Here is a 25,911-nt window from a genome sequence, read left to right on the forward strand (position 1 = left end):
TCCTAAAGTTATAAATATATTTGAGATAGGAAAGATGTTTTAAAGTAGAAACGCCGCCGGTAAAATAAAATAAGGCAATATCTACGGTTACCTGTATTGTAAATTTATTGCCGCATCAAAGTCTTTCAGATCATCATAATCTGCTGCATAATAAAACAGAAAAGCAGGTATTGGTGTCAGATTTGGGACTTCCAGATCCAGATCTGCCTGATAACCTAATAGAGAAATAGGTTGGTAAAGATGATAATCGCCATATTTTTTAGTAGTGCTGTTTGGAACAGGCATTTGTCCGCCTGGTGTTGTAACTACTGTAGTTGTAGATTCTATTACATCAACTGTAATAACCTCTCTGTTTAGTTCTTTTCTTGGAACATAAGATATTTTGTCATTAAGCACCTGAACATAATAATTCCCATTGTCTTCTACTTTTGAAACTGAAAATGCCAGTACAGGATTGCTCCCGCTTTTAAGATTTCCCTGTGCATCAAATTTGGGATAATATTTTTTTCCTGCGTTGAGGAAATATGAATTTGGATTTACACCGTCATCATTTGCTGTTTGTCTTGAGGATATTTTCCAATAAAAAAGTGTCGAAAAAATCAACACTTTTTTGGAACATTTATGATATTTTTTAATACTGATAATTAATATCCATATTATAATTGGTAGAATCCCAAGTTCCTTGTAACATTTTTATGAGTGCATCTATTATTTTAATTAATTCTGATGTGGGGAAAGGTTTTCTGCTATATAATATTTTAAAATCTTCATCTTCTGTTGGAATTGATTGTAGCTCTGCTATAGAAATATAAGTTCCTTTGTTTTGTAGAGTTGTTTTTACGGTTTGTAAAATTTGAATCATTGTTTCTTCCTCAGCAGTATTCGAAATAATTCTATTCCAACCCAATGTTAAATAACTGCTTTGATAACCATTAATAATAAATTGATGAGACATTATAAATGTCTCTTTATTATCAAAATGATATTGTGATTTTTTAAGTTCTTCATTTACGTAGTAAAACATTAATTGCATAAAATCCTCTGCAATATTAAATCCTTTATCATTTTTATATTGAATAAATGCTGTTGCCATAATTATTAGTAATTTAATTTTATTAGTTTATTAACTTGTCCGTTATGATTCTGAATAATATATTGGTCTATTTTATTTTTTAAATAATTTGCTGGCTGGTCAATAGCCAATGAAATTTCATCAAAATATTTGTAATCAATTACAACATAATCCAAAGGTGGTATTTTACTTATTTTTTCAAAATGAGTTGTAATAGATATTTTAAACTCATCAAACCAATAATTAACAGAATCAATTCCATTACTTGTCCAAGGATTTATTACATTATGAGGAATTCCCATAGTGTCATAACTTAAACCAGTAATATCATCTATTAAATCTCCTGCTTCATTCTCTAATGATGCTCGTAGTTTTTTACTAACTTTTAATTCTAATTCAATATAGTTATCCACCTCGTGAAGCCTAATCATATTCTTTGTCTTACCATCTATAAAATTCGGTGGCAACATTTCTGCTCTTCTTGTATTAAAATACTCTATATTATGGGTTGGTTCTGGGTATTTCAGCAAACGGTCTATATGCAGCTTTGCGTTAGATTTTATCATATTAAAACCTTCTTCTGATGTATTTCCGTATCGTTTTAACAAAGATAATAATTGTGTTTCTGACAAGGAAGTAAATTTCTCAACGAGATTAGGTTCAAACCTATACCTTACCCAGCCTTTCAGTAAGTCATTATCATTTTTGATTTCGTTGCGCAAATTACTGCTAATCTCATTTATAGCAGTCCACCGCTTGGTAAAACTTAAAGGTTCCAAAGTATTTCTTAGAGAACTTATGCTATAATATTCTACTATTGCACTTACATCCGCATCACTTTTAATAATACTTGGAGAAGCCCTGTCCACTATATTTTTTGCATAGAGGCTTTTCCAGTTGGAAAGTGCATTCTCCGCCTCATTCAAGCTATCCCAAACTTTTAGGTCTGTAATACTGCCATATTCTTTGGAAAAAGCCACTTTCAAACTATCGTCAAAAGAATTGTCAAAGATAACACGCAGATTGGGTCTGTCCTTTATAAACTTCGTTCGGAAGTCCGCCATTTCTGCCACGGATATTCCTTTTGCCCTCACAATCATATTATAGATCTCGGGATGCTGTGTTCTGAGCTGGTTGTATAGTGGATCTATGATAATCTCATCCAGTAAAGTATTTATCTTGGATCTCGCAACTCCGGATATGTACGCTCCCATAAGTGTGGATGAAAGCAGATACATACTTACTTTGGCATAGTATGCTTTTTCTTCTGGGGTTCTTGCTGATTCAGAAAGAAAATTCATAAACGACCCCATAACCGAAGCACTGAGCGTGTATAACTCTGATGCATTATAAAGACCTTTATAAAACAATATGGCTTCTGCGCCTGTAGCTTCTCCAATAAAAACCCTGTACACGTTGGTAGTATATTTCAGATATTCTAAACTTTTGATGACCGTAGCTCCACCAAATGCGAAAAAAAGACCAACTTCTATCCCCAACTGTATCGCAAATGAGAGACCTGCATCAAACAGTTTCAGCCTTTCAAAATCCTTTGCATAATAAAATAAGAATGCAGGAATAGGTGTATGATCAGGGACAGATATTTCATAAGTTCCTTTATATCCCAGTAAAGTAATGGACTGATAAAGATGGTATTTCCCAAATGAAAAATTTGTCGTAGTCTCAGACATCCCATCACCGTGAGTATCGTATATATTATAATTTACAGTTGTTACAATCTGATCGATCTCAACTATTTCTCTTTGCAATTCTTTTTTAGGACTATAAGTATTAGCGGTAAAAGATCCATCGTCTCCTAATTTTGTTATTGAGAAATTCAAAATAGGAATACTTCCACTCTTTAAGTTATTTTGTGTATCATATTGAGGATAGTATTTTTTGCCAGCATTTAAAAAATAACAATCTAAATTGATACCTCTATACATATTGCTGCTTGGGGAATAGAAGCTATATTTTGAAAATTTCCAAACGTTATAGATTGTGAATATAAAAAACATTCTATTAGTTGCCTGATCTACAAACCAGCTAATTACAGGATATCTTTCCAATCTTCCATCATCTAACTTATTGTAAACAACCTCAAAATTGGTCTGTGCTCCATTGGATTCCAGCAAATAATCCAATAAACTGTCTGCTTCATCTTTATTTACAAATGTATTGAGAAGTTTGATAAAGTTGTTCTGGGTAGCGGTATTAGCATTCTGTTGTTCCAATTTTACTTGACTTACAAGATCTTTCAACCAAGCCATTCTCTGCTCAAAATCAAATATTCCCAATCCTTCGGTTGTTAGAAATTTGAAAAGATACGCAACTCGCCTTTCACTGTCTTTTTTATCTTTCTCTTCTTGTGAAACGTGTATTACATTGCCGTCCTCATCTAACTCTCCATCGTGAGTGAGGTTTATTCCCTGAAAATTTTTAGGGTTGCCATGATTATCATATTTAAAATATACTTTTTCATCGGCTTCCAGTAATGTGACATAGAAACTTGAGATTGAATTATAATAATTCCTAATAAAATCAATCGATTTGCCATCAAACATAAATGAAGCCTCCACTCCATCAACGTAACCCCAATCTTTTAATAATTCTCCAATAACCTGATCAATTTTAGGCAGTTGGTTATATAATGTATTGTTATTATCTACATATTTTTTCCGCACAGCCAGTTTGATGGTTTCATAATTTTTATCAAGATTGTTATTATCACGCATCGTGAAAATAAGAAGGATTTTATTAACAATATAATCCGTTCTGAAGCATATAAAAGTCAACAACTTCGTGAATTCTATTTTATATGCAGCTTCTATTCCGCTTAGAGCCACAATGTTTTTTGTATAAAACTTGCCTGAGTAAGATTGCAAAAGATTTATTTCTGTTGTAGTAACAGTAGCATTGGGATATGTTGATGGATCAGTAAAATCAATATCCTGGTTATAAACAATATTAAATATATAATTCTTTTGTACATAAAACTTGGAGGGAATAGAAAAATCAAGCCTCTCTATCTGGATAGTATCACCAGCTTTTGCAACCTCAAAATTGCTGTCAAACCAAAAAGTATCAAAAAATAATTCAGCCAACCCAATCTTATAATTTTTATAATCATTATAATGTGTTAATAAACAGAACCCATCGTTAATCTTAACCTCTGTTTGATTTTTATCTCTGTCTAATAAATGTGAATAATTAATAAAAATGTAGAATTCGTAGATATTTTTTGTCTTTGAAAAAACTTTAAATTGTATAATTTTCCCTTCATCGGAAGTCATTAGATATTTTGTTGAGTTGTCTTCAGTCGGCAACATTTCATAATTTTCGTTACGATTATTAACCCCCTTTTCTCTAACAACAATACCAGTCGCTAAAAACAATGCAGTATTACTCATATATTTTAATGTCAAATGGGTTAATAGTTTTTACAATGTCATTTACTTTAGGCATCCACTTCGCGTATTCTTCACTTGCATAAATACATTTATCCACGCTTGTTACAAAGATTTTATCCTCAGGTTCACGGAATTTTAGCTCGCCGTTTTGGTTCTCACCAATCACACATAGACTGTATTTCCTATAAGCTGTTCCTTCAGAAGAAGTAAAATAACTTTCCTCATCTTCCAATTCATTTTTAAAAAAGAATTTAGGATTGTTCAAAGTTTTCGTTTCTATAAGCTCTTTGAAGATGGTGTTTTCTGGTTCCGTAATGCCCAAAAGTTTTTTACTGGGTAAACTGCCGTCTTCCAAATGCAGAGATAAGCCTGTAATGGTATTGCCGTCACCTCCCGTAAAAACTTCGGTTTGCAGATTGTAAGGTTTCTCCGGACGATAAAAATTGTTAAGACTTTGGCTATAACTTATCGTACCACTATTGCTGTTATCCTTATAGGCAGAACGGCTTTCAAAGAAAGAGCCACCATTTTGGCGGATGCTGTTAAGTAACGTTTCGTAGGTAATGCGTTTGAGATTATCAGTACCGTCTTTCACTACCAAATCTTCTGTTCTTTTGGTTGTGACCGTGGCAATATCCTGCCCTCCTGCTTTATTATTGAAGTTGATTAATAATAGATTTTGATCTACAATATAATGTAACTCGTTTGCAGATTTGGACTGAATATGCGGCTCGGCATTAATCAACCCAAAAACATCATCAATGTCTTTCATATAATAGACCGCAGATTCTTCTGGTGTATATTGGGTCGCCGAAATCTGTTTGCCTTCGTAGATCATTTGTATGATTGTAGAAACAGCTTTTGTTTCAACTTTATTGGTCATAAAACCAATGGCTTTGGTAAAACCAACATCTTCGTTATCAGGATCATTATTATCATTCAACAGATTATTATTTCGGATAAAATAATCTTCATGCTGCGTGACCAAAGTATCAATAACACCTTGTTTAATGTACAACCCAGCTCCACTATTATAGTCCGTCGTCAACTTTAAAGAAAGCTGTGAGACATTCTGAAATGCTTTTACAGACCAGCTTTCTCCAAATTTTTCTTCGCCATATTGACCACCATTTAATGCGATCCGAATATCGTTGCTGTTGGAATCAGATATCTTATAATTTCCGTAGAAATTATAACTCCGCCGGCGGTTGCTTTGGACATACAGATAGATGGTGTTTTTCGTGACAAACTTATTCAGTAAAGCATATATCGTTTCCGAAGAGTCTAATATTTCAGTTTTCGACAGGTAAACCTTGCCGTTGCCATAGGTATGAAGGCCATAAAATGCTGCAATATCCATAAACTGCATCGCAGATTCCTGAATGAGTTTCTTTTGGATGCCCATATATCCCGCAGTCTCCAATTGATATTCTCCGACTCTGGCAAATGCTAAATCTAATTTAAAAGGATTAGGATCATTTTCTACCGTATAATCCCCTTCGTTGAGGACAATGTCTATTCCTACTGTTTCTTCAGCATTGCCAAGATAAATCCCTTCAGGAATCATGGGGAGTTCGTATGCAAATTTCTTTTCCTCAGTAGGAGTTTCATCAACTTCTACTATTTTTGAAATCTTGAAGAAATAATCATCGATTAAATCTCCTGATTGTTGTTCGCTCCCAGTTTCTGGAGGATAACCAATAAATTCCTGCGGAAAATTAGTTTGTCCCGGATTAAAATGTAAAAAATCTTTCCATATTTCCTGTACAAAATCGGTAGCTGTTTCGCTGCTCGCAACCACCTTACCTGCAGCGAAAAAATCAGACTTTTTTAAACCTCTATAAATTATATATTTGATAGCCAATCCTTTAATCGGTTGAGAAAAGGGTTTCAGTATCAAATTCACTTTATTTACATCTGTGCTGTTAGGTTGTACCCAGATCTGCCCTTTGCAAATGTTGAAAATCTTCCCCGTATAATTAATAACAGACGTCGTTCGGAATATATTTTCATCAACGACTCCAAACTTTTGAGCAGCAGTTTGATTTTGAGTGACTTTAGAAGGATCTAAATAGAAATAGGACTCGGCATACAATTCTGCACGAATATTTCGGCCATTGTCGGAAGTTGTAGAAGCTGATTGTGATGGTGTCGTGGTTGGCATTCTAAAAATACATGTTAAAAGTGATAAGTTAATCTCTTAACGTAATATGATATACATCCTTTCAAATGTTACCGAATCAAAAAAATTCTGCGGACATGTTAAAAAAGAATCATTAATTCCACATTTTAGAATCTTCAATCGCTATTATGTTAGTTTTCAAATATAGCAAAGATTTTTATAAATACTATATTAGTATACAGCAAAATCATTTATTTAATCTCAAATTAATAATCAAAAACAAAGACTCATAACCAATTAGCTTCTTTTCAAATTTCTGTCTCATTTGTAATTTATTATACTTTGTTTATTTTATTGGGTGGATTCAATATTTTCAAAAATTGGAATTATTAATTTAGCGTCCAGTAAAAATTAAGCTAAAAACTTAATTGTATAGTCATTCGAAGTTTTTAAATTTGTTAATCTTCTTTGCTCAATAAAATTAGTGTTTTTTTCAAACCTTATATCATCCAACAAAACCATTCATTCAAATCATTAAAAGCACTGTATAACAAGGAACAATCTTCCACATTTTGATATTTATTCTGGATAATTTCTTTTGCGGATTTCCCATTTTCATCATTGTCGAAAAAAAGTAAAATTCTTTCGTAATTTTTCAATAATTCGTCAGTTTTAAATAGCATTGCCGTAGAATTTAATATCAAGCAATCCGTTGTTAAATTTTTTGATTTCTCAATATTTTTTAATGTTAAGTAATCAAAAAATCCTTCGAAAACACAAATTTCATTGTTCTGATGATCTGGGTTTTTAATCATGGTAATATCTTTTTTACCCAGACAGATTTTAGAATATTTATTTCGGATTTCCACTCCTCCAGAATTGTTGTAAAACCCAATTCCGAAATAGTTCTTACCATTCAGTTTATAATGAATTTCTTTTACTAAATCCTTTTGTTCATAGACTTTTCGTAATTCTAAATATTGGATCAATGCAGGATGTACAATTTGATTCATTTTTAGAATTTGATAACTATTATTTTTATTAATTACCACGTTATGATTAAGATGCTGAATGGAAACATCAAATTTTTCAAGGTATTTCAAAGCTTCTGAAACTGAACATTTTTTCATCTGCTGAACAATTGAAATAATATCATAACTTTTTCCTGTTCCGAAATCAAATCCCGTATTTTTAACAAAATCAATTGAAAAACTGGGGAATACCTCAACTCTGTCCAATGCAAAATAAAATGCAGTTTTATTGTTTTCTTTCACAGGAAAAAGATTGAATGATTCTAAAACCATTCTTATGCTCACTTTCTCTTTTATTTTTTCGCAATTCATTTTTTTTCTTTTTTAAAGCAAATTTCTTATCCCCATTTTCCTTTTTAATAAAAAAGACTTTTTAATTACTTTTTGATATACTTTTAGTAATGGCTGATACTCTTTATGCAAAGTGGTTTTGTAGCAATTTAGAATGAGTGCAATTCCGAATTATAGATGAGTGCAAATCCGTAATTGAAATGAGTACAAATCCGACAACCCGCCTTTTTTGGAATGAGTACAATTCCGAATACAAATATTTTTTTTTCTGCAATAATTGTGGTTAGTCGTAATTTCACTTCGTTATCCAGAGTTAGAATGATTTTAAAATTTTGAAACGAGTGCAATTCCGAAAACCAGATCCTGTTTCCATTTATTTTAACACTACCTCAACTTCAGCGAGTGCAATTCCGAATTCTGAATGAGTACAATTCCGAAATGAAATGAGTGCGAATCCGAATTCAAATAATAATTGGATAACCATTCGGAATCAACGCTCCCATTTTCGTATTTCTGTACTTTTCTATTATTCTTTCCTGAATTTCATTCAAAAACATTTTTCCCTGAAAATTTGTAGATTTAATTCCTGTTCGTCGATTTATTCTGATAAACTCTTTGAAAGATTGGTCGATTAACACTCTAGTTTGTGGAATGTTGCGGTATTGATGAGAAAACTGAAGCATTTCATTTTCCTGTAAACCATACCTTTTTCTGAAATAAATTAATCTTCGGGTAATTTCCAATCGATCTTGTGTATCTATGGATAAAGTATCATCCAGAATCGTTTTGGTATGATAAGGAATGATGAAAATATGATCCCTTTCATATTTATAATTAAAAGATAAATTATTGAATTTATCAAGACTGATTCTCACAGATTTTAAAAATTTAAAGCAAAAATCATTGGCTGTTTTATAATTCAACTTGAATTTCTTATTCAACGTAGAAAGCTTTAAAACCGTTCCATTTTCAGGTAATTTAGAAAGCCATATTACAAAAATGATATGTTTATTATTTTTGATGTTATACACCAGATTGTAAAGGATGTAATTGTATTCAGGAATGACCATAAGTTTTTTCAACCAATAACTGCTTATCAAAAATGAAGTATAACCTCTGTGGTCGTAACTTGGCGTAGAAATAAGTCCACCAAAAGTTTTAATTTCTCTACCTTTCGAATTAAGCGATTTGTACCAACTCATTTTGAATTTAGCCAAAAACTCATACGCATCTATGACTTGTTTTGTAGAACCACTTGGCGATATTTTACTGTTCCTAATTTTTATAGAAGCAAAAGTGTTGTTTTCTGTTTCAAATTCTTCATCGAATAAAGTCAGTTGTTTCGGACGGTCTTCCGGTCGAAACTGCTCATTACTAATAATTGAAACGATATTGAAAATTACTCGAAGTGCATTGATCGGAATATCTGCCGCCTCACTATTTTCAAAAATGAAATCGTCCACGAAATTATTTCCCAGTCTTATTCTGTCAGGAAATCTCCCCTCTTTTTTTTCAAATTCCTTGCGGATTAATTTCAAATCCTTTTCTGGAATGTTCATATTCGTTTTTTAGGTTTTATTTTGCAGTTTATTACCTGTTTTATTTTCTTACTTATCAATTGAAAACTTAGTGCGCTTTATATTAGGAATTGATGGTATTGTATTTTTCGCGATGTTTTTCATAAAAGGCAAAGTGCTTTTCAATGAAGACTTCCAATTGGCAATAGGTCTGTCTGAACTATTTTTCCAGTTATTATTTACCCAATTTTCATATTTTTCTTTAATGCTGAAATCTAATTGGGAATCATAACCTGCTAATGTTTGAGCATAATCAATGAATTCTTCAATTGTGGGAATATTTATATCATCGACAGCTGTTCTTAATACTTTTGAATACTGAGGTTTGATGCTTTGAGTGACAATTTTGGGAATGTCTTCACTAACATCTTGAATCGGTAAAACAATCTGCAATGGAATTTCTAATCGTTCAGATTTTTGAGAAATAATCTCACTTATCATTCGTTGCTTTTCCGAAACTTCAGAGTGAGTAATCAATAAAGGATATTCTAAAATTAATATGTAATATCCAGGTAAACCATTTTTAGTTTGATAATGAATTAAACCAAATCTCCTTAGTTTCTCTTTTGTATATTTTACCGTTTTCCTTGTCAATCCTAAATGCTTACTAATTTCCACATCCGAAACCTTAAAATCGTATCGATTGTTGTCATTACTAATTTTCAAAAGGTAGAGATACATTGAAATCGTTGTCGACCCTATTTGATTTTCTTTGTTAAAATTCCAAAACCGTTCTATCAACTCAAGGTAATACATGCTTATTTTTTTCCAAAAAGTTCTAATGCCATTTCTATATCGATAATAATGATATTTCCATTTTGTATGATGGCATCATTTAAAATACCCGAAGATTTAACTTCCGAAGCCTTCGACACGGAGCATCCAAGAATCTTCGCTAATCCTTTCAAACCATACTCATATTTTTTATAAGTTTTGAGGTTTTTAGAAATTTCTAAGAATTCTTCCACGGTTAACTGCCAAATGGGTGTTTTAGGATCTATGCTTTTCACTCTGATGCTGCTCTTTTAAATTAGTAATTCATCTGATTATCATGAATGTTCTTGTTTCGAACTTTTTCGGCTTTAGAAATCCAAATCCTCGCGGCAGCTTGCCAGCATTTCATGGGTTTATTATTACTCAACATCCAATTGGAAGATTGATATAAAGAATAAAATTGATCCCCTTCCGCAGCTTGCAGATCACGTTCTGTAAAATATAATTCAACTTCATCAATCAGCGGTACAGAAAAAGGAACATCTACTTTTTTTAATAATTTCCGATTTTGTAAAAATTTATTTCTATCTGCCTTTTCACTTTCGAAATCAGTAATTTCGATCAAGCTTCCTTTGTAGGAGTTGTAACTAGGCAAATAAATAATAAGTCCCGCATCACAAAGTTCTCTAATGCACTTATGGTAAGTAGCGATCGATTTGATTTTACCTAACTTCATTACTTCTCCTCGGCAAATACGAAAAGGATTTTGAAACCTGTTTAAACTCCATAATTGGAACAGAGAAACGTACATACTGATATGAGAGGGATTTAAACGGTCATCCTCAATGACCCGTTCAAAAAAACTGATGATACTTTTAGATTGCTTCATGATTACTGATTAACAATTAATGTTTAAAATCCATCAATAGTTTCTGGATATCTTTATAATTGTAATACAGCGTCCCCCCTATCTTACTATAAGACAAGGTTCCGTTAATTCTTAGGTTTTGTAAGGTTCCTGAAGATATAGTAAGAAGCTCTTTAACCTCAGAGGTTCGAAGCCATAATTTTTCCTCTGTCTTCTTTCCTTGAAGTAAGTTTTCGATACTTTCCAGAAGTTCAATTTTAAATTGCTGAAGGTCTTCTGTGGTGATAATAGATACTGCCATAATTTCAAAATAATTTTATTCAGCAAATTTTCAAAATCACACATAATTTCCTTCGGTAGTTTTTCGGTACTACCGAACGATTATTCTAAAAAGCTTATAAATAAATTATTTTAAAAATTAAAGTTTGTCCATGTTATAACTAGGTTATAGAAATATAAAACCTCTTTGAATTTTTATTGCCAAAAAAAGGAGTTTATTTAATTATTGCCAGTGTTTTTCAATTGACTAGACTCTTTTATTTAATTCTACAATTAATCTTTAGAAATAAACTGGCTTCTTAGACGCAGACTGACTCTGTACAAATTAATCCCACGAAATATCTTTTGGTAGCTTTTCTATATTAACGAAAGATTTCAAATAAATGATTAGTATTAAACGTTAAACATACTTCAAAAACTTCGACAACAATGATTTAAAAACTATACATCTAAATCATCCAGATATTGACTGAAATTTTGCTGAAGCAGCGACAAAAATTTAGTCCTTCCGGTTTTTCTTAATCGTATTTCGCCTAAGGTTTTATGAAAATTACCCAAATCGATATTTAATGATTTCTCTGCCCATCTAAAAACTTCGGCTAAATCTGCCTGACCGCCATTGAAGCATCTTGTTTGATAGAGTGCATAAAGCAATTCAGTCAGTGCCGTTTTGGGTGCCGTCCATTCAATGTTATTATTCTCTACCAAAGAATTTCCGACAGTTTCTTTTGAATCGATCTTCTGTGACAAATACTGATCCAGCATATCATTAGCCAAAATTTGCGAGACAATATGATCGTGCGAAGTCGAAAACTCTTCATCATAGCTATACATCTCAGCACTTAGTTTTAATTTAAAATCAAATTTAAAACGAACAAAATATTTTTTATCTAAATAGGTCGAATTCCTTCTAAAATAACTAATAAATTCCCGCTGTTCATTATAAAAAAATAAGAGGTTTGCTCTTTCTTTTCCGTAATAATCCTTAATAATCTGAGGATCTGAATAAGGTTTGGATGATTCGATCGCTAAAATATTTGAATAATAGATATAAATAGCTACAAATTTTGGCTTGGTATTTTTGAAGAAACTGATCTCTTCACTCCAGTCAGAAAATTTGTACTGTTGTAAAATAGTTTTTAGATTCCTGATGGCGATATCGGTCTCCATTAAAATTTCCTCGCATCGAAGAACAATTTCTGTGTCGTTTCTATTAATTTGATCTATCGCCAATGTTAAGATCTTCCAAATCTCATCAACTTTTTTTCTAAAAGTTATTCCTGTCATAATGCTAATTTTAGCAGTAAAAATCGAATAAAAAAATCACTTTTGCGAAGACTTTTCCAGTTCCTCCCTTCTTTTTCTGATAAAATCCATAGGACGAATGCCGTTAATGTCCAGAAAATGGATAGCAAAAAGCTGTCTGTTCAAAATTCCACATTCTTTCGCTAAAGTGTCCATTTTATAATTCAGATACTTTTTATCTTCCATTAATTGTTTTGTAATATATTGAATTCGAAGGCTTTTAAGATAGCTTGGAAAGCTGATCTGCATTTGCTCATTAAGAACGTAAGACAAATGGGTCCTATTAGTACCGATCATTTTAGCGACTATTGGAATGGTCAAATTCGGTTTAAGAAAAAGTTTCTTTTTCTCGAACATTTTTAGGTTAAGCTTAATTTTATCTGTAACCTCCTCGCTATAAAGATTTTTCTCCGGACTTTTTTGTACTTCTAACTGATCAATTTCATCTGCGTTCATGGAGGTTCGGTATTTTTCCAAAATGGCTTGATACTTACCAGAAAGTTTTTTTTCTCTTTTACTGGATCTGTAAATTAAAAGAAATAGAATTAATACAGAGATGCCAATAGCAAAATATAAAATTTTTACATTAAAGTTCAGTTCACTTATTAATTTATTTTTATCATTGAGCAAGGTTTCCTTGTCATACTGACGGTACATTTTTCCGGATAACATTGCAAAATCCGCATTAATTATGGAGTCCGTTTTTAAGAGCTGATTCGTGTAGTAAAGTTGTTTTTCGGTCTTGTCATGAGCTTTCGCGTCATTAATTAGATACTCATAATTAGACCGGATTTCCGGAGTGACAAACCAAAATTTATTAACAAAAGCATCAACCTTGTTAAAATAGAACAAGGCTTCAGTTCTTTTATTTTTCATGATAAAGAGTTTACCCATATAAAAGTAAACGATAGTGAGTGAGGCATAATCCTGTTCATGATCCAAAATTTCCTCCGCAGCGGTAAAATAAGATAAAGCTTCTTCACTCCTGCCCTTTCTGAGAAGTTGAACACCTTTCCCTTTCTGAAAATATCCATATGCTAAAGGATGCATATTTGTATTTTGAAGTCTATTAAGTCCCATACTTATTAAAGAGTCTTCTTTATTAGAAAGATTAAGATTTTTATAACAGGAACTTAAGCGATAAATGCTGTTGTAATATCCTGATTCATTATCTATAATTTGATTGGGATGCAATTTACTTAGCGTATTCGCCTCAAAAAAGTCAGCGGTTTGTTCAAAATGCGCTGCAGCCTCCTCATAATAGCCCAAATAACTTTTCACCATTCCCAAATGATAAACTATTTTATTTTTCAGGTAACCATCTTTAGAATTTTTTGAGAATTTAAAAGCCGTCAAATAGAGATCAAGTGCTTGTTTATATTGTCGGCGGTTGTAATAGTAAATAATTCCCTTTCCCATATAGGACCGTGATATCTGATCTTCTATTTTTGAATGAATCGCAGTAGCGATGGCACTATCAGCGTAGATTAATTTACGTTCAACATCACCCGTAGAATAGATTGCATGCTCATATCCTTTTATTAATCTCTTAAGATCATTTTCTCTTTTGGCTTTGGAAATATACATTTTGACATACCCGATTGCTCTTTCGTCATTTTCCTCATACGAATTAATAAAACCCAAAATTTTCTTATAGGAATCGTATTGTAACGCCTGACTCTTAAAAAAAGTCAAAAACAGGATGAAGAAAATCATTAAAATACGACTATGATGAGGCATAATATTACGTTATGGTCAAATTTAACTAAAAAAGCTCAATTCCCTGTACGACTAGTAATAATGGGCTATTTTTAAATTTTAAGCAGTTGATTAACAAGATAGTAAATACTAAAAACAACGGGATGGATGTACCAATTTTTACCCATTTTGGGTCCATTCACCCATCAAAAGCTTTTTTCCGATTCGTAATCCTCCTAATTTCGATTTCAGAATTCTACTCATAACCGGCCGGTATAACTTTTTTAAAAACCATTAATTAAAAATTATGAAAAAGTATATATCACTTTTAACTATTGCGACAGCATTTATGATGTTGTCATGTGAAAGATCTGAAATAGAAAAAGATCGAAATCTGCAAAATTCAGAAAAAATGAAACGTGAAATTCAAAGTAAATCAGATTCGATTCATCAGGCAGATCCTGTATATGATGAAGGTTATCCTGCCAATGTCGAACCAGGAGGTGATGACGAGCCTGAAAGAGACAAACAACACTGGCGGATGCTCATTAAATCTTAATTATTACTGGTGAAAATTCATGACAAGACATACACGAGAATGGATAACCAAAAAATATTTTTGCACACAGGGAGGAAATGTTCGCATAGTGGCGAATGGGAAACAGAGGGTCGTCTCAGCACTATAGTTTACGTATCAAAAGGGGAATTAATGCCTGCATATTGTGGAAAAAAAGTGAAGTGGATCTTACTAAAAAAAGGATAAATAAAAACAGCAGAATGGAAACGACTAAAAGCAGATTTGCAGATTACATAAGCTACTTCTTCATCTTACTATTTTGTTATGCAGGATTAAGTAAAGTAATGGATTTTGAAAACTTTCAGGTTCAATTGGCACAGTCGCCACTTTTAAGCGCATATGCCGGAATTATATCCTACGGAGTAATCGTTACCGAAGTATTGATTTGTATTTTCCTGGCGATCCCCAAAACTAGAATTTTCGGCATTGCATCTTCTTTCGCTATCATGTGGGCATTTACAGTCTACATCATACTGGTCCTGAAATTCAGTGACTTCATTCCATGCTCATGTGGAGGAATCCTGGAAAAAATGGGCTGGACAGAGCACCTCATATTTAATTTTATTTGCGTGCTCGCAGCAGGTTTTGCAACTTTCTTATCATTAAGAAGATCAGGGAGCTGGAAAAAATCGTTAAGATATATTACTTATCTGACAATTATACCTGTCTTTGGAATGATTGGATTATTTCTCTCATCAGAGCATATCATGAAGAAGGAAAATAATTTTACAAGACGTTTTCCTCATCATCCCATTACCGAAGATAAATCCTACGATTTAAAAGTCAATTCATTTTATTTTGTAGGGACTGAAAGCGGGAATGTATACTTAGGAAATCCAAGCAGTCCGTTCAGAATTTACAAGCTTGATTCTCAGTTTAAGAAAATGGATACCATTAACCTGAATGCAGAATCGGGGGTGATTTTTAAAAATCTCCGTTATGTTCTCCAGTTAAAGATACTTTTCGCGTATGACGGTTCGGTTCCAGTTATTTACACTGTTGAATTAGATTCGATATCAAAACCCTTGAAAGCTGTGAGCAGGAATGACATCTATTTTGATGAACTCGCCCCGGTTAACAAATCTCAGTACTATGTGCGAATTGAAGATTTTGCGTCCAAAAGGTTGGGACTTGCATACCTCTCGCCCAAAGAAAATCAAAAGATCAAAATCAGTAATTCTGTACTAACAAAAAAGGCAGATGGTGGTTTTGATGCGGACGGTAAATTACTATTTGATCAAGGTCTGGGTGACGCATATTATCTCTTCTTTTACAGGAACCAGATTTTAAAAATCAACCAAGATTTGAAGGTTACCAAACAAATGAAAACCATAGATCCTTTTACTGAAGCTAATCTTGATATAATCACGCTCAAAGACGGTCGGACAAAAATGAACAAACCTTCACAATTGGTAAACAGGAATATGATTGTACATCGAGGTTTGATCTTCAATGAGGCCAACCTGATGGGACGTCATGAGCCAAAAGACTTATGGAAAAAAAATGCAGTTGTTGATGTCTACAACACCAGCACCGCAGAATACTGGGGCAGCTTTTATGTTCCGCATCGCGGAGCAAATAAAATGTTTCAGATGATGATGACCGATGATTATTTTTATATACTGTCGGGTAATGAGATTGTACGTTATCGTTGTGCGCAGACGCTGACTGAGAATTTCATTCAAGGGAGAAGCCGAAAACCCTTTAAAGAGTAGGCAGCACATCAAATATATTTATCATGAACAATTTTAAAAAGTTCTTATTGCCGGCTGTAATGGTCTTGGCTGGAACAGGAAGTGCTTTTGCTACACATGCTGCAAAAGACGATTCAAAAGCACCGCGCCCTGGATATGCTTTCCACGCGGGAGAAAATCCCCAATGTATTGCATCCAATAAACTGTGCGATACACAGGGATTTATTACCTGCACAGGTAATGTTGGAATGGGCACAGAACCACTCTATGAACTGAATGGATCAAGTTGTCCTACTGTTCTGAAAGAAAGAGTTGTAAAATAACTTAAAAAAAAGGGATGCCGATTGGCATCCTTTTTTTATTCGTTCATTTTTTCGATCCAATTTTTCTTCTCCCCTTTGAGGTGATAATCAAACCAGTCAGAAATCTTAACATATAAATCCTCCCGATTCCGTTCTTTGATCATATTATGTCCCTCGTCTTCATAAAAAAGGGCAATCACTTTTTTGCTATTTCTTCTCAGACTGAGATAAAACTCCATGGTCTGCTCCCATTCAATATTTTCATCTTTTGTTCCGGTCCAAAGCAATATGGGACTGCTGACTTTTTCAGCATGGTAAACGGGACTATTGTCAATATATAAATTCTTCGCTTCAGCAAATGATTTGTAAATCCTGTACTGTTGTTCTTCAAACTGCCAAAAGAATGGTATTGAATAGTCATAATTAAAAGAATGGTATGAACGCACTAAGTCAGCATTGCCGGCACCCCCAACATAAGCTGCAAATCTCTTGCTTTGAGTCGCAATAAAATTCGTTTGATAACCGCCGTGTGAATGCCCCAAAAGTCCAAGCTTTTCAAAATTAATTCCAATTTTTCCTTCAAGGGCTTTGAGCGACGATTCTACCGCATCTAAGGCAGATCTTCCGGGTCCTCGTTCATCATATTCAATATCAGGTAGAAAGACAAAATATCCACGATCAAGATAATATCTGATATTCATCCCCTCTGTTTGTAATCCTTTAAAACCATCCAGTAGATAGCGGTTATAGTGATGACTCATAATTTCATAAATTCCCACGATCATGGGGTACTTTATATCGTTTTCATATTTACGAGGATAATAAAGCAGCCCTGTAAGTGGTACCCCTTTAGAATTGGCATAGGAAATTTTTTCCATCCTATATTCACCAATGCGGTGATCGTTCACATTAGTTTGATATACATTTTGTTCTTTTCCTTTCCTGTTGATCAATAAAGAGGGCGGTATATTATAATGTTCCTTCAGGTAGAAAAAAGATTTTCCGTCCGGCAGCAAGATAGGCTGCGTCAAACGAAATGTGGAACTTTTGGTGATCGGCTTCAATTTAGAATCCTGATAAATACTGTAAGATTCAATCAATGTTTTATCATCTCTAATTTTAAGAAGAAGTGGTTTTTTATCATCATAGTATCTCCGGCTGTAATAACCATCAAATCCCGCCATCTCACTTTTACCATTCACAATTATAGATTCATTATTAAGACCGACAGGGAGGCTCTTCAACTTTGATTCAGCAATATTATATTCAACTAAAAAATCCTTTCCCGGAAACAAAATTCGGTCTCCCGATTTGCTGAAGTACGCGTGATATGAACTTTCTAAGGGAATTACTTTTTGTTCCTTTGTTTCAATATTAAAAAGCACCCAATTTTTATTATTCGGGGACAAAACATATTTGCCCTGATAATCAAAAATTTTATTACGCCCTGCACTGCCTAAAAAATCATAGTTCCCCGATAATGTATCGTAACGGTACATTTCATACTCGATTTCTTGCTTAAAGTAATTTTGATGTAGAAAATTGTTGACAGCAACTAAGTAGCGACCGTTTCCTGGATCAGTTTGTTTATCGAATCTTTGATGATCCAATATTTGCATTTCGCTGTTTTCAGGGTTCCAGATGATGTAGTGAAGGGCTTCTTTAGGAAAGAATTTCTTCTCCAGGTTGTTATCATTGCCGTACCAAATGTCCACATCAGATTTTTTTTTAACAACCGGTTCATTAATGTTAAGTGTTAGTAAATATCTCCCGTCGTTCAGTTTAGAAACAGCTGCTATATTTTGAAGTGCTTTTAACGCAGCATTTTCCACTTTTATTTTTTTCTGAATAGATGAATCGACAAAGAAAATATCAGAATTGTTCTGCCCTTCTTTTGAGATTCTAATAAAAGAAATATGATCTTTGAGATAAGAGATATGATATGATACATCATGTTCCGAGAATACTTCCTTTTGAGCGCTGGGCGTCCATTCCATCAGTACATTATTGTTACCACTTTTCTGGGTGTAAAAAATCCGTTGGTCTTTTTGTTCTAATTTGAGGATATCCCCTATTTCCTGTTCCAAAATACCATCTTCATTATAGATTTTAAAAGTTCCTTCTTTTAAAATTGCAATCTTATTATAGCCCTCCATAAAAAAAGCAGTTTTAATTCCATTCCAGACCAGCGGAGTAAGATCAGGAAGTTTAAGCAATTTTGCTGAAGAAGAACCGCTCATGAAAACATGCCCTTTTTTAGAGAACTTTACGGAAATAGGATACACATTAGGAGTTTGAAAAAGAATTCGCCCCGGCTGTTTGGGAGACACCAAAGCCAAAGTGTCAGATGAAGGACCATAATCTTTCTGAAAGGTGAGGTATTTCATATCAGGCGACACTACGGTCCAAAGCACTTCGTAGGTATGGCTTTCAAATGGGCTGTTTGCTGACAGACCACTTTTCTGCGCAGATGTTGAAACATAAAGAAAAAAGGTAGACAGTAATGTAAAAATGTAGTTCAATTTTATAACCATTATTTTGGGGGTTTAGGTTTGCATTCAATAATAATTCAGTTCTCGGAATCGGCCACACCAGGTGGTAGTCTTTCCAGTTTGGCTTGGATGGCAACAAGTCATTCAACCTTCCTGCTCTCTTCAGGCTTAAAAATCGGATACCCCGTTCTGTAAAAAACTCCTTTCTGTTTTCATCTATAAGAGCTTTCACCAATTGCTCTTTGGAGGAACCAGCTGGAGAGAGCTCAATTCCTGCTTTTTCTTTAACTGCATTCAGATACGGAAGCGCTTCACCCAGTTTATTTTGGTTTACCAAAGCCTCAGCAAGAAGCAGGTACGCTTCCTCTAATCGAAATACAATGGAGTATTCATCACTATTTCCAATGGTATTCACATATTTGTCGGATCGGTAATAAGTAGCCTGGTCGATAGTAAGCGCTTTAATCCACTGTGTTCTTCTCAGATCGTTGGAAGCAAATGAATTATAAAGCGTATTGGAAAGCGTGTAAGTATATGGAAGGGCATCCTCAAAATAGTAGAGCACCGCCTCGTTTGTTGCATCGCCTGCATTCAGCGGTTTAAGTTGCCACATGATATGTTTTCCATTTTTCTTAAACGTTTTAGAAAGATCCCCTTCCCAGACATACATGGAGTTCTGAACAATTTCTTTCAGAAGCGGTTCCGCTTCAGCATCTTTTTTTTGCGTCATCAATACCGTGGCTAAAAAAAGCTGAGCTGTTTTCCGGTTTGGATAAATACGCTCCGGATTGGTGTACTGATCATTTAATAGAGATACTGCTTCCTTCAGGTCATCCTTAAGCACCGCTAAAATCTGAGATTCCGGCATTTTCGGAAGACTTTGATTGATGACAAAATCAGTCGATGTCGGGTAAGGAATGTCACCAAAAGCCTGAGTTAAATAATAGAAAACAAGGGAGCGCACAAAGAGCGCTTCCCCCCTGATTCTTTTTTTATCATTTTCAGGTATCGCAGTGCTGCCTTCTACACCTTCCAGAATACTGTTGGCCAGATAAACTTCTTTATATGCATTGCTCCAAAAAGTCTTAATGCTCGTGTTCGATGCCTGTTGCACATTATTATAAAGATCACGATCCGCATCGTTGTTATATTCGTCATAACTGATCAGTTCATCGGTATACGTTCCCAAAAGAGCACCCGCACTCCCCGATCCGCCATTAAGCAATGAATAATACTGCAACTCTGCATATAAATTACTCAGGGCAGCATCAGCCGTGCTCGTTGATTCAAACACCTGTGCCGAGTTGATCTGGTCGATGGGTGACCGGACATCAAGAAGATTATCGCAGGAACTTAAAAGGCCCGACATCATAATAGCACTGCCAGCAAGGCATATATAAAAAAAAGGTAATTTCATGATTCTATATTTAAAAAGTTAATTGTACCCCTACGGAAAGGGTTTTTAAAGGTGGAAGAAATCCAGAGGTTACGAACTCAGGATCGAGCCCAAAATATTTAGTCCAGGTCCAGAGGTTTTGACCCTGTACATAAACCTGTGCCTTGCTCACCAGCGAATTCTTCAAAGGGATTTCGTAGTTCACCTGGACATTTTTCAAACGGACGAAGGAGGCATCTCCGACGGCAGCCGTACTGTTTTTCAGATGCTCCGTCAATATGTTGGTGACATCATCCCCACCTGTTGTATAAGGCATGACAATACCGTTTGGATTATCTGCTGACCAAACATTAAGAAATTCCACGGGCTGGTTCAACATTAAGCCCGGCGCATTCATGGTTCGGAAGTAATTGTAACCGTCCTGTTTCACAAACTGAAAAAGAACAGACAAGTTGAATTGCCCGTAGCGAAGCGTATTCTGCCAACCTCCAAAATAGACAGGTCCCAAAGTCCGTATGGCTTTAGCATCCTCTGTGGTGGTAATTTTACCGTCATTATTAAAATCAGTAAACTGGTATTCACCGGTTTGCTGATCGATTCCCTCATACTGAAAAACTTTAACCGCATTGATGGACTCCCCGATTACATATCGATTAGCATAAGTAGATGTTTCCAGCCCCGGAAAAGCGATCAGCTCATTTTTCGGAAGGCTGATATTAAAGGCACTCGTCCACTCCCAGTTCTTTGATTTAAGCGGACTTCCACTCAGTTCCAGTTCGAAGCCCCAATTTTCAACCGTGGCTCCCAGATTTCCAAGAAAAGACGAAAATCCTGTCATCGACGGCAAAGGAATTCCGACCAACTGATTGGAAGAACGGTTGCGGTACCAGGCACTGGTCAACTGGATGCGGTTATCAAGAAATGCAAGTTCCAGGGCAGCTTCCAATTTTTTGGTCTTTTCCCAGGAAAAGTCTGGGTTATAGAGCCTAGATGGATACAATCCCGGAATCCCGTTGTAAGAATAATATCCAGCGGTATAGGTATCCGTAAATTCAAAATCCCCTATGGCATCACTTCCCGTTAAGCCGTAACTACCGCGTAACTTTGCAAAAGATAACCAAGACCTGTCCTTCAGGAAATTTTCCTTTGATAAGATCCACGCTGCACCAATTGCACCGAAATTTGCAAAGCGGTTATTGGGACCAAAGCGGCTCGATCCGTCACGGCGTGCCGTCAAATTAAGAATGTATTTACTATCAAACTGATAATTGGCTCTTGCAAACGCAGCGGCATAGCGGTACTGTATTTCCGAAAAAGGAGAAGTGGTCACCGTTGTTGCAGAAGCAATATTATAAAGGAGCGAATTACTGGTGAAGCCCTGTCCCGAAATAGAAGAAGACTTCGTAACACTTTCCTGAAAAGTGAACCCGGCTAAAACGTTGAATTCAGATCTTCCTTTCTTTTTCAGCCAGTTCACCTGCGGTTCGACGAGATAGGAGAAAACTGAACTTTCTGTTCGGTAAGCATTGGAATAAGCCGGGCTGCTTCCCACCGGAAAAGCAGGATTATAAATGGTATTGGGTAAAAGCGAATACTCTTCCAGATCCTGAACGTTGAGTCCGGCATTGAGCTTTAAGGTAAAATCTCCTCCTATCCGATAACTTGTGTTCAGATTTTGACTCATCTGCCTCGTCTTGTTGGAATAGGTCGCGTTCAACTGAGCAAGCGGATTATTAAAAGTGTTGCTCTGCCAGTTCAGGTTTCCTGTGGCATCATAGAGCGCAGGCGCATTTGGCGCTAAGTTCAGAGCCCTGTTCGTATAGTCCGTATTCAGAGTATTATTGCTGATTGTTGAAAACAAATTAGAAAGCGCTAAGGAAAAGCGCTGATCCGCAGAACGGTGGGAATAGTTGCCTGAAAAAGTATTCATTTTGTAATGATGATCACCCGGAAATACAGACGTTTGATCCTGATGGGAAGTACTGACGGAGAAACTGTTTCGCTCAGAACCTCCTGATACAGAAAGCTGAATATTTGAGTTTTCTGCGGTGCCCCCGATAAGTTCATCTTGCCAGTTCGTGTAGCGGTTCTGATCCCATTTACCATTTAGATCGTAGGCATTGGCGGGCAAATTGGTGATCCCCATATTAGCGAAAGCCTCCTTCCGCATACCAATGTACTGAGCGGTATTCATCATTTCGAGTTGACTAGCCACCTGACTGAAGCTTTGGCTTGTGTTCAGGTTAAAACGAACAGGGGTTGCTTTTCCTTTCTTGGTGGTGACAAGCACTACCCCGTTTCCACCGCGTGATCCATAAATTGCGGTTGCATCCGCATCTTTGAGGATTTCGATGGTTTCGATATCATTAGGATTGATCGCATTAAGGGGATTGATATTATTAAGAGGTAATATGCCGGTAGAATACTGAGAACCCAATTGTCCTGCCTGTGGCACTCCGTCAAACACATACAGTGGTTGATTACCATCAGTAAGGCTATTTAGAGGATTTCGCAAACTGTTCCTTCCCCGAATCTGAATATCAAAACCACCACCAGCATTTCCGCTGTTCTGTGTAATATTCACCCCTGCCATTCTGCCTTGAAGCGCAGACAACACATTATTCACCGGCTGGTTTTCGATTTCTTTGGAAGAGACTTTGGAAATGCTTCCTGTATTTTCCTTAGCAATGACTTTATAATAGCCTGCGTTGAGAATAACTTCTTCGATTCGCTGAACTTTTGGTTCCAGATTAATATTGATGACAGACTGGTTGCTGACCGTAATTCTTTTTTCAGCATATTCCGGGTGTCTGAATATGAGGATGGGATTTTCTGCGGTAACCTCCAATCTGTAGGTTCCTTTTTCGTTGGTAGTGGTAACCTGATCACTGCCTTCCTGAGAGATCATCACTCCTGAAAGCGGTTTATCGGATGAGGATATGGTACCGGAAATGGTGCGGGTCTGCGCCTTTATATTGATGCTGGAAGCACTTAACATAAGGCCGAAGAAAATACCTCCTATATGGTAATAGGATTTTTTCATAGTTTTGTAAAGGTTTTTAATTTTAAATTAATTACTAAATTCTGCTCTTTCCCTAGGTCGTCAAACTGGATGGGAAGGGGCTTTTTCTTTGTGATTTTTTGTAATTATTGTGATGGATTCATTGATGTATAAAACTTTCCTGTTGCCCTTTGGTATGAAAAAGACTGGTGAGGTCCTGTAATCAGTAACCGCAAGGCACCGGAAAGAATTTGATATGAATGAAATTTGTGTCCCGTGTAAGCTTAAAAGCCGCAATGAGTTGTACACCCCATTGTATCGTGCAGTCTATTATTATACCTTTAGAAAGCAGCTTAGGGTGTAGAGAGAATATCGAACAGCATTGGAAATAAAACAGCGTGGAACTCTACTTACCGCATCAGAGGTACTGGCATACCTTTACCACGAATAAGAGAGCCCACGCCTAGTGCGTGAGCCTTCTACTTATCCTCTCGTGGTAAATAAAAAACGCCAGTTTTCTGATACGAGATTCTAAGCGAATAGCTTCTATAATTTTTTGAAGTATCGCAAAGTTACATTACTGTAACTTATTTTACAAATATAGTAAAAAATATACAAAAGACACTTATAAGTATCCCAAAATTTAATTCTAAACCAAGAATTTTACAAATAATGAAAGATTTAACTTTTACTGATGCGAAGAAAGCTCTTGGTTATAGGATTTTTGAGTTAAGACAAAAAATTATAAATCCCGATACTGGAAAACCTATATCTCAGGAAGAATTAGGATTAAGAACTGGTCTTGTAAAAAAGACAATTGGTGAATTGGAACGCGCAAACACCAATCCAGAATTTGAGACATTATTAGTAATTATAAGAGAGCTAAATGTGACTCTGCAGGAATTCTTTAATTTTGATATTGCGGAATATGCAGAGCTTGCAGAATTAAAAAAATAATTATAAGTTATCTAAATAGCACTAGAACATTACAAGATTAATCCTGACGAGAGTTTGGATTTTTTTGTTTTTACGGAAATCCATAAAGTTGTACAAAAAATGTATTATACATTTGAGAGAAATACAAAATTTAAAAAAAACTACAACTATGAAGTTACTTGAATCAGATGATTGGAAAATCGTTAAGCAAATTAATATCATCTCAAAAAATTCTCATGGAGTTGATATTGCAATTGGACAGATATTGTATGAGAGAGAAATAAACAATTCTTACAAGTATAATGATGACTCAAATGAACACAGAATAACGCAGTTAATAAACTATCCAAAACAAAATTGTTTTCCCACAGATAAAATTGATGAAATAATATTAGGCTCAATTAAAGATAAATATCCTGATTCTTTTGTTACAAGTTATCAAATAATTTTTGATTCTGATTCAGAAAGAATTTTGCATTTTATTGATAGACCAAAAGAAGAAGCATATTTAGAAGTTAAACCAGATTTTTCACAAATAGACTTAAATAAACTTTATGGACAGGAGATTCAAATATTTAGAAAGAAAATAAATATTTTTCAAGATTTTACTTTAGATTGTATTAAAAATCAGTACTTTATTGGCTATTGCGATTATGCTCGACATAAAGATATATTTAGTAGACTTGATGCAATTAAATTTTACTGAGAATGTTTAACTTAATAATGTGTTTGCGGGAAAAATGAGAGCCGCAACAAAAAATTGAAGGTCCTGATGAAAGTTGGGATTTTTCTGTTTTTATGAATGTCGTATTTCAAAATAAAAGTTTATTTATGTATATTTGGAATGATAGCTTAAAACTCCACCCTCTTCAGGCTCAGCTTCTTTTCAAAATTGTCATTTTTACAAGAAAATAACAAAAGTTAAATTATCAAAATGCTAAAAACTATATTTATTCCTGCGTATTTCAAACCAATTATTCAAGATGTTTTTGAAAATATTCCCACCGGAGAAACGAAAAAGAATTGGTTGGGCAGTGAAAAACCAGTTACTTGCAAAGTTCGGTTTAATTGACCACCTAGATTCGGTTTAAAGTGACCATGTAAATTCGGTTTAAATTGACCACCTCTTTTTTGTGGTAAAAACGA

Annotated in this window: 20 protein-coding genes; 5 read left to right on the forward strand and 15 right to left on the reverse strand. The window is 34.8% G+C overall.

The features are described 5' to 3' along the window. Nucleotides 1-87: 87 nt before the first annotated feature. From ACZ9HT_RS16565 to ACZ9HT_RS16620, 12 genes are all read right to left on the reverse strand, one after another. Nucleotides 88-606: a hypothetical protein gene (locus ACZ9HT_RS16565; RefSeq protein WP_476041613.1), complete on the reverse strand. Its 519-nt coding sequence runs from the start codon at nt 604-606 to the stop codon at nt 88-90. Between the two features lie 25 nt (nt 607-631). Next, nucleotides 632-1,093, reverse strand: coding sequence for a hypothetical protein (locus ACZ9HT_RS16570; protein WP_476041614.1), 462 nt, complete (start codon nt 1,091-1,093; stop codon nt 632-634). A gap of 5 nt (nt 1,094-1,098) precedes the next feature. Next, complete coding sequence (locus tag ACZ9HT_RS16575) at nt 1,099-4,482, reverse strand: hypothetical protein (RefSeq protein ID WP_476041615.1); 3,384 nt, start codon at nt 4,480-4,482, stop codon at nt 1,099-1,101. After that, a complete protein-coding gene (locus tag ACZ9HT_RS16580; protein WP_476041616.1) occupies nt 4,475-6,646 on the reverse strand; it encodes a hypothetical protein in 2,172 nt (723 codons plus the stop codon). The genes ACZ9HT_RS16575 and ACZ9HT_RS16580 overlap by 8 nt, the downstream gene beginning before the upstream one ends. 458 nt (nt 6,647-7,104) lie before the next feature. Next, on the reverse strand, nt 7,105-7,947 hold the full coding sequence (locus tag ACZ9HT_RS16585) for a toprim domain-containing protein (RefSeq protein ID WP_476041617.1): 843 nt from the start codon (nt 7,945-7,947) through the stop codon (nt 7,105-7,107). A 440-nt stretch (nt 7,948-8,387) separates the two neighbouring features. Then, on the reverse strand, nt 8,388-9,485 hold the full coding sequence (locus ACZ9HT_RS16590) for a hypothetical protein (protein ID WP_476041618.1): 1,098 nt from the start codon (nt 9,483-9,485) through the stop codon (nt 8,388-8,390). 48 nt (nt 9,486-9,533) lie between these two features. After that, entirely contained in the window at nt 9,534-10,259 is a 726-nt protein-coding gene (locus ACZ9HT_RS16595) for a hypothetical protein (protein WP_476041619.1), read from the reverse strand. A 2-nt stretch (nt 10,260-10,261) separates the two neighbouring features. Then, the gene (locus ACZ9HT_RS16600) at nt 10,262-10,513 is read right to left on the reverse strand and encodes a DUF3853 family protein (RefSeq protein WP_476041620.1); all 252 of its coding nucleotides are present in this window, start codon (nt 10,511-10,513) and stop codon (nt 10,262-10,264) included. Between the two features lie 20 nt (nt 10,514-10,533). Continuing rightward, nucleotides 10,534-11,106, reverse strand: coding sequence for a hypothetical protein (locus ACZ9HT_RS16605; protein ID WP_476041621.1), 573 nt, complete (start codon nt 11,104-11,106; stop codon nt 10,534-10,536). Between the two features lie 16 nt (nt 11,107-11,122). Next, complete coding sequence (locus tag ACZ9HT_RS16610) at nt 11,123-11,386, reverse strand: helix-turn-helix domain-containing protein (protein ID WP_476041622.1); 264 nt, start codon at nt 11,384-11,386, stop codon at nt 11,123-11,125. A 419-nt stretch (nt 11,387-11,805) separates the two neighbouring features. After that, a complete protein-coding gene (locus ACZ9HT_RS16615; RefSeq protein ID WP_476041623.1) occupies nt 11,806-12,651 on the reverse strand; it encodes an RteC domain-containing protein in 846 nt (281 codons plus the stop codon). Nucleotides 12,652-12,687: 36 nt separating this feature from the next. After that, a complete protein-coding gene (locus ACZ9HT_RS16620; protein ID WP_476041624.1) occupies nt 12,688-14,313 on the reverse strand; it encodes a hypothetical protein in 1,626 nt (541 codons plus the stop codon). A 361-nt stretch (nt 14,314-14,674) separates the two neighbouring features. Between ACZ9HT_RS16620 and ACZ9HT_RS16625 the strand changes: the two genes are divergently transcribed. From ACZ9HT_RS16625 to ACZ9HT_RS16635, 3 genes are all read left to right on the forward strand, one after another. Further along, a complete protein-coding gene (locus ACZ9HT_RS16625; protein WP_476041625.1) occupies nt 14,675-14,926 on the forward strand; it encodes a hypothetical protein in 252 nt (83 codons plus the stop codon). Between the two features lie 218 nt (nt 14,927-15,144). Further along, entirely contained in the window at nt 15,145-16,659 is a 1,515-nt protein-coding gene (locus ACZ9HT_RS16630) for a MauE/DoxX family redox-associated membrane protein (protein WP_476041626.1), read from the forward strand. 23 nt (nt 16,660-16,682) lie between these two features. Next, nucleotides 16,683-16,961 (forward strand): DUF6520 family protein, encoded by a 279-nt coding sequence (locus tag ACZ9HT_RS16635; protein ID WP_476041627.1) that lies wholly within the window; start codon nt 16,683-16,685, stop codon nt 16,959-16,961. Nucleotides 16,962-16,996: 35 nt separating this feature from the next. On the opposite strand, the gene ACZ9HT_RS16640 is transcribed toward ACZ9HT_RS16635, so the two are convergent. From ACZ9HT_RS16640 to ACZ9HT_RS16650, 3 genes are read right to left on the reverse strand one after another with little or no spacing between them, the layout of a single operon-like run. After that, on the reverse strand, nt 16,997-19,462 hold the full coding sequence (locus ACZ9HT_RS16640; protein ID WP_476041628.1) for an alpha/beta hydrolase family protein: 2,466 nt from the start codon (nt 19,460-19,462) through the stop codon (nt 16,997-16,999). Continuing rightward, entirely contained in the window at nt 19,371-20,849 is a 1,479-nt protein-coding gene (locus ACZ9HT_RS16645; protein ID WP_476041629.1) for a RagB/SusD family nutrient uptake outer membrane protein, read from the reverse strand. The genes ACZ9HT_RS16640 and ACZ9HT_RS16645 overlap by 92 nt, the downstream gene beginning before the upstream one ends. Nucleotides 20,850-20,859: 10 nt before the next feature. Continuing rightward, nucleotides 20,860-23,871, reverse strand: a complete 3,012-nt coding sequence (locus tag ACZ9HT_RS16650; protein ID WP_476041630.1) for a SusC/RagA family TonB-linked outer membrane protein — start codon at nt 23,869-23,871, stop codon at nt 20,860-20,862. Nucleotides 23,872-24,501: 630 nt separating this feature from the next. On the opposite strand from ACZ9HT_RS16650, the gene ACZ9HT_RS16655 reads away from it, so the two are divergent. Both ACZ9HT_RS16655 and ACZ9HT_RS16660 read left to right on the forward strand, forming a co-directional pair. Next, nucleotides 24,502-24,786 (forward strand): helix-turn-helix transcriptional regulator, encoded by a 285-nt coding sequence (locus ACZ9HT_RS16655; RefSeq protein WP_476041631.1) that lies wholly within the window; start codon nt 24,502-24,504, stop codon nt 24,784-24,786. 148 nt (nt 24,787-24,934) lie between these two features. After that, nucleotides 24,935-25,471, forward strand: coding sequence for a hypothetical protein (locus ACZ9HT_RS16660; protein ID WP_476041632.1), 537 nt, complete (start codon nt 24,935-24,937; stop codon nt 25,469-25,471). The last annotated feature ends 440 nt before the right edge of the window (nt 25,472-25,911 follow it).

Source organism: Chryseobacterium sp. UYP7 (assembly GCF_056279225.1).

Coding starts and splice junctions, on each gene's coding strand:
- ACZ9HT_RS16630 (WP_476041626.1), top strand. CDS start 15,145: ATGGAAACGACTAAAAGCAGATTTGCAGATTACATAAGCTACTTCTTC.
- ACZ9HT_RS16625 (WP_476041625.1), top strand. CDS start 14,675: ATGAAAAAGTATATATCACTTTTAACTATTGCGACAGCATTTATGATG.
- ACZ9HT_RS16655 (WP_476041631.1), top strand. CDS start 24,502: ATGAAAGATTTAACTTTTACTGATGCGAAGAAAGCTCTTGGTTATAGG.
- ACZ9HT_RS16595 (WP_476041619.1), bottom strand. CDS start 10,259: ATGTATTACCTTGAGTTGATAGAACGGTTTTGGAATTTTAACAAAGAA.
- ACZ9HT_RS16645 (WP_476041629.1), bottom strand. CDS start 20,849: ATGAAATTACCTTTTTTTTATATATGCCTTGCTGGCAGTGCTATTATG.
- ACZ9HT_RS16590 (WP_476041618.1), bottom strand. CDS start 9,485: ATGAACATTCCAGAAAAGGATTTGAAATTAATCCGCAAGGAATTTGAA.
- ACZ9HT_RS16575 (WP_476041615.1), bottom strand. CDS start 4,482: ATGAGTAATACTGCATTGTTTTTAGCGACTGGTATTGTTGTTAGAGAA.
- ACZ9HT_RS16585 (WP_476041617.1), bottom strand. CDS start 7,947: ATGAATTGCGAAAAAATAAAAGAGAAAGTGAGCATAAGAATGGTTTTA.
- ACZ9HT_RS16610 (WP_476041622.1), bottom strand. CDS start 11,386: ATGGCAGTATCTATTATCACCACAGAAGACCTTCAGCAATTTAAAATT.
- ACZ9HT_RS16615 (WP_476041623.1), bottom strand. CDS start 12,651: ATGACAGGAATAACTTTTAGAAAAAAAGTTGATGAGATTTGGAAGATC.
- ACZ9HT_RS16570 (WP_476041614.1), bottom strand. CDS start 1,093: ATGGCAACAGCATTTATTCAATATAAAAATGATAAAGGATTTAATATT.
- ACZ9HT_RS16605 (WP_476041621.1), bottom strand. CDS start 11,106: ATGAAGCAATCTAAAAGTATCATCAGTTTTTTTGAACGGGTCATTGAG.
- ACZ9HT_RS16650 (WP_476041630.1), bottom strand. CDS start 23,871: ATGAAAAAATCCTATTACCATATAGGAGGTATTTTCTTCGGCCTTATG.
- ACZ9HT_RS16660 (WP_476041632.1), top strand. CDS start 24,935: ATGAAGTTACTTGAATCAGATGATTGGAAAATCGTTAAGCAAATTAAT.
- ACZ9HT_RS16635 (WP_476041627.1), top strand. CDS start 16,683: ATGAACAATTTTAAAAAGTTCTTATTGCCGGCTGTAATGGTCTTGGCT.
- ACZ9HT_RS16580 (WP_476041616.1), bottom strand. CDS start 6,646: ATGCCAACCACGACACCATCACAATCAGCTTCTACAACTTCCGACAAT.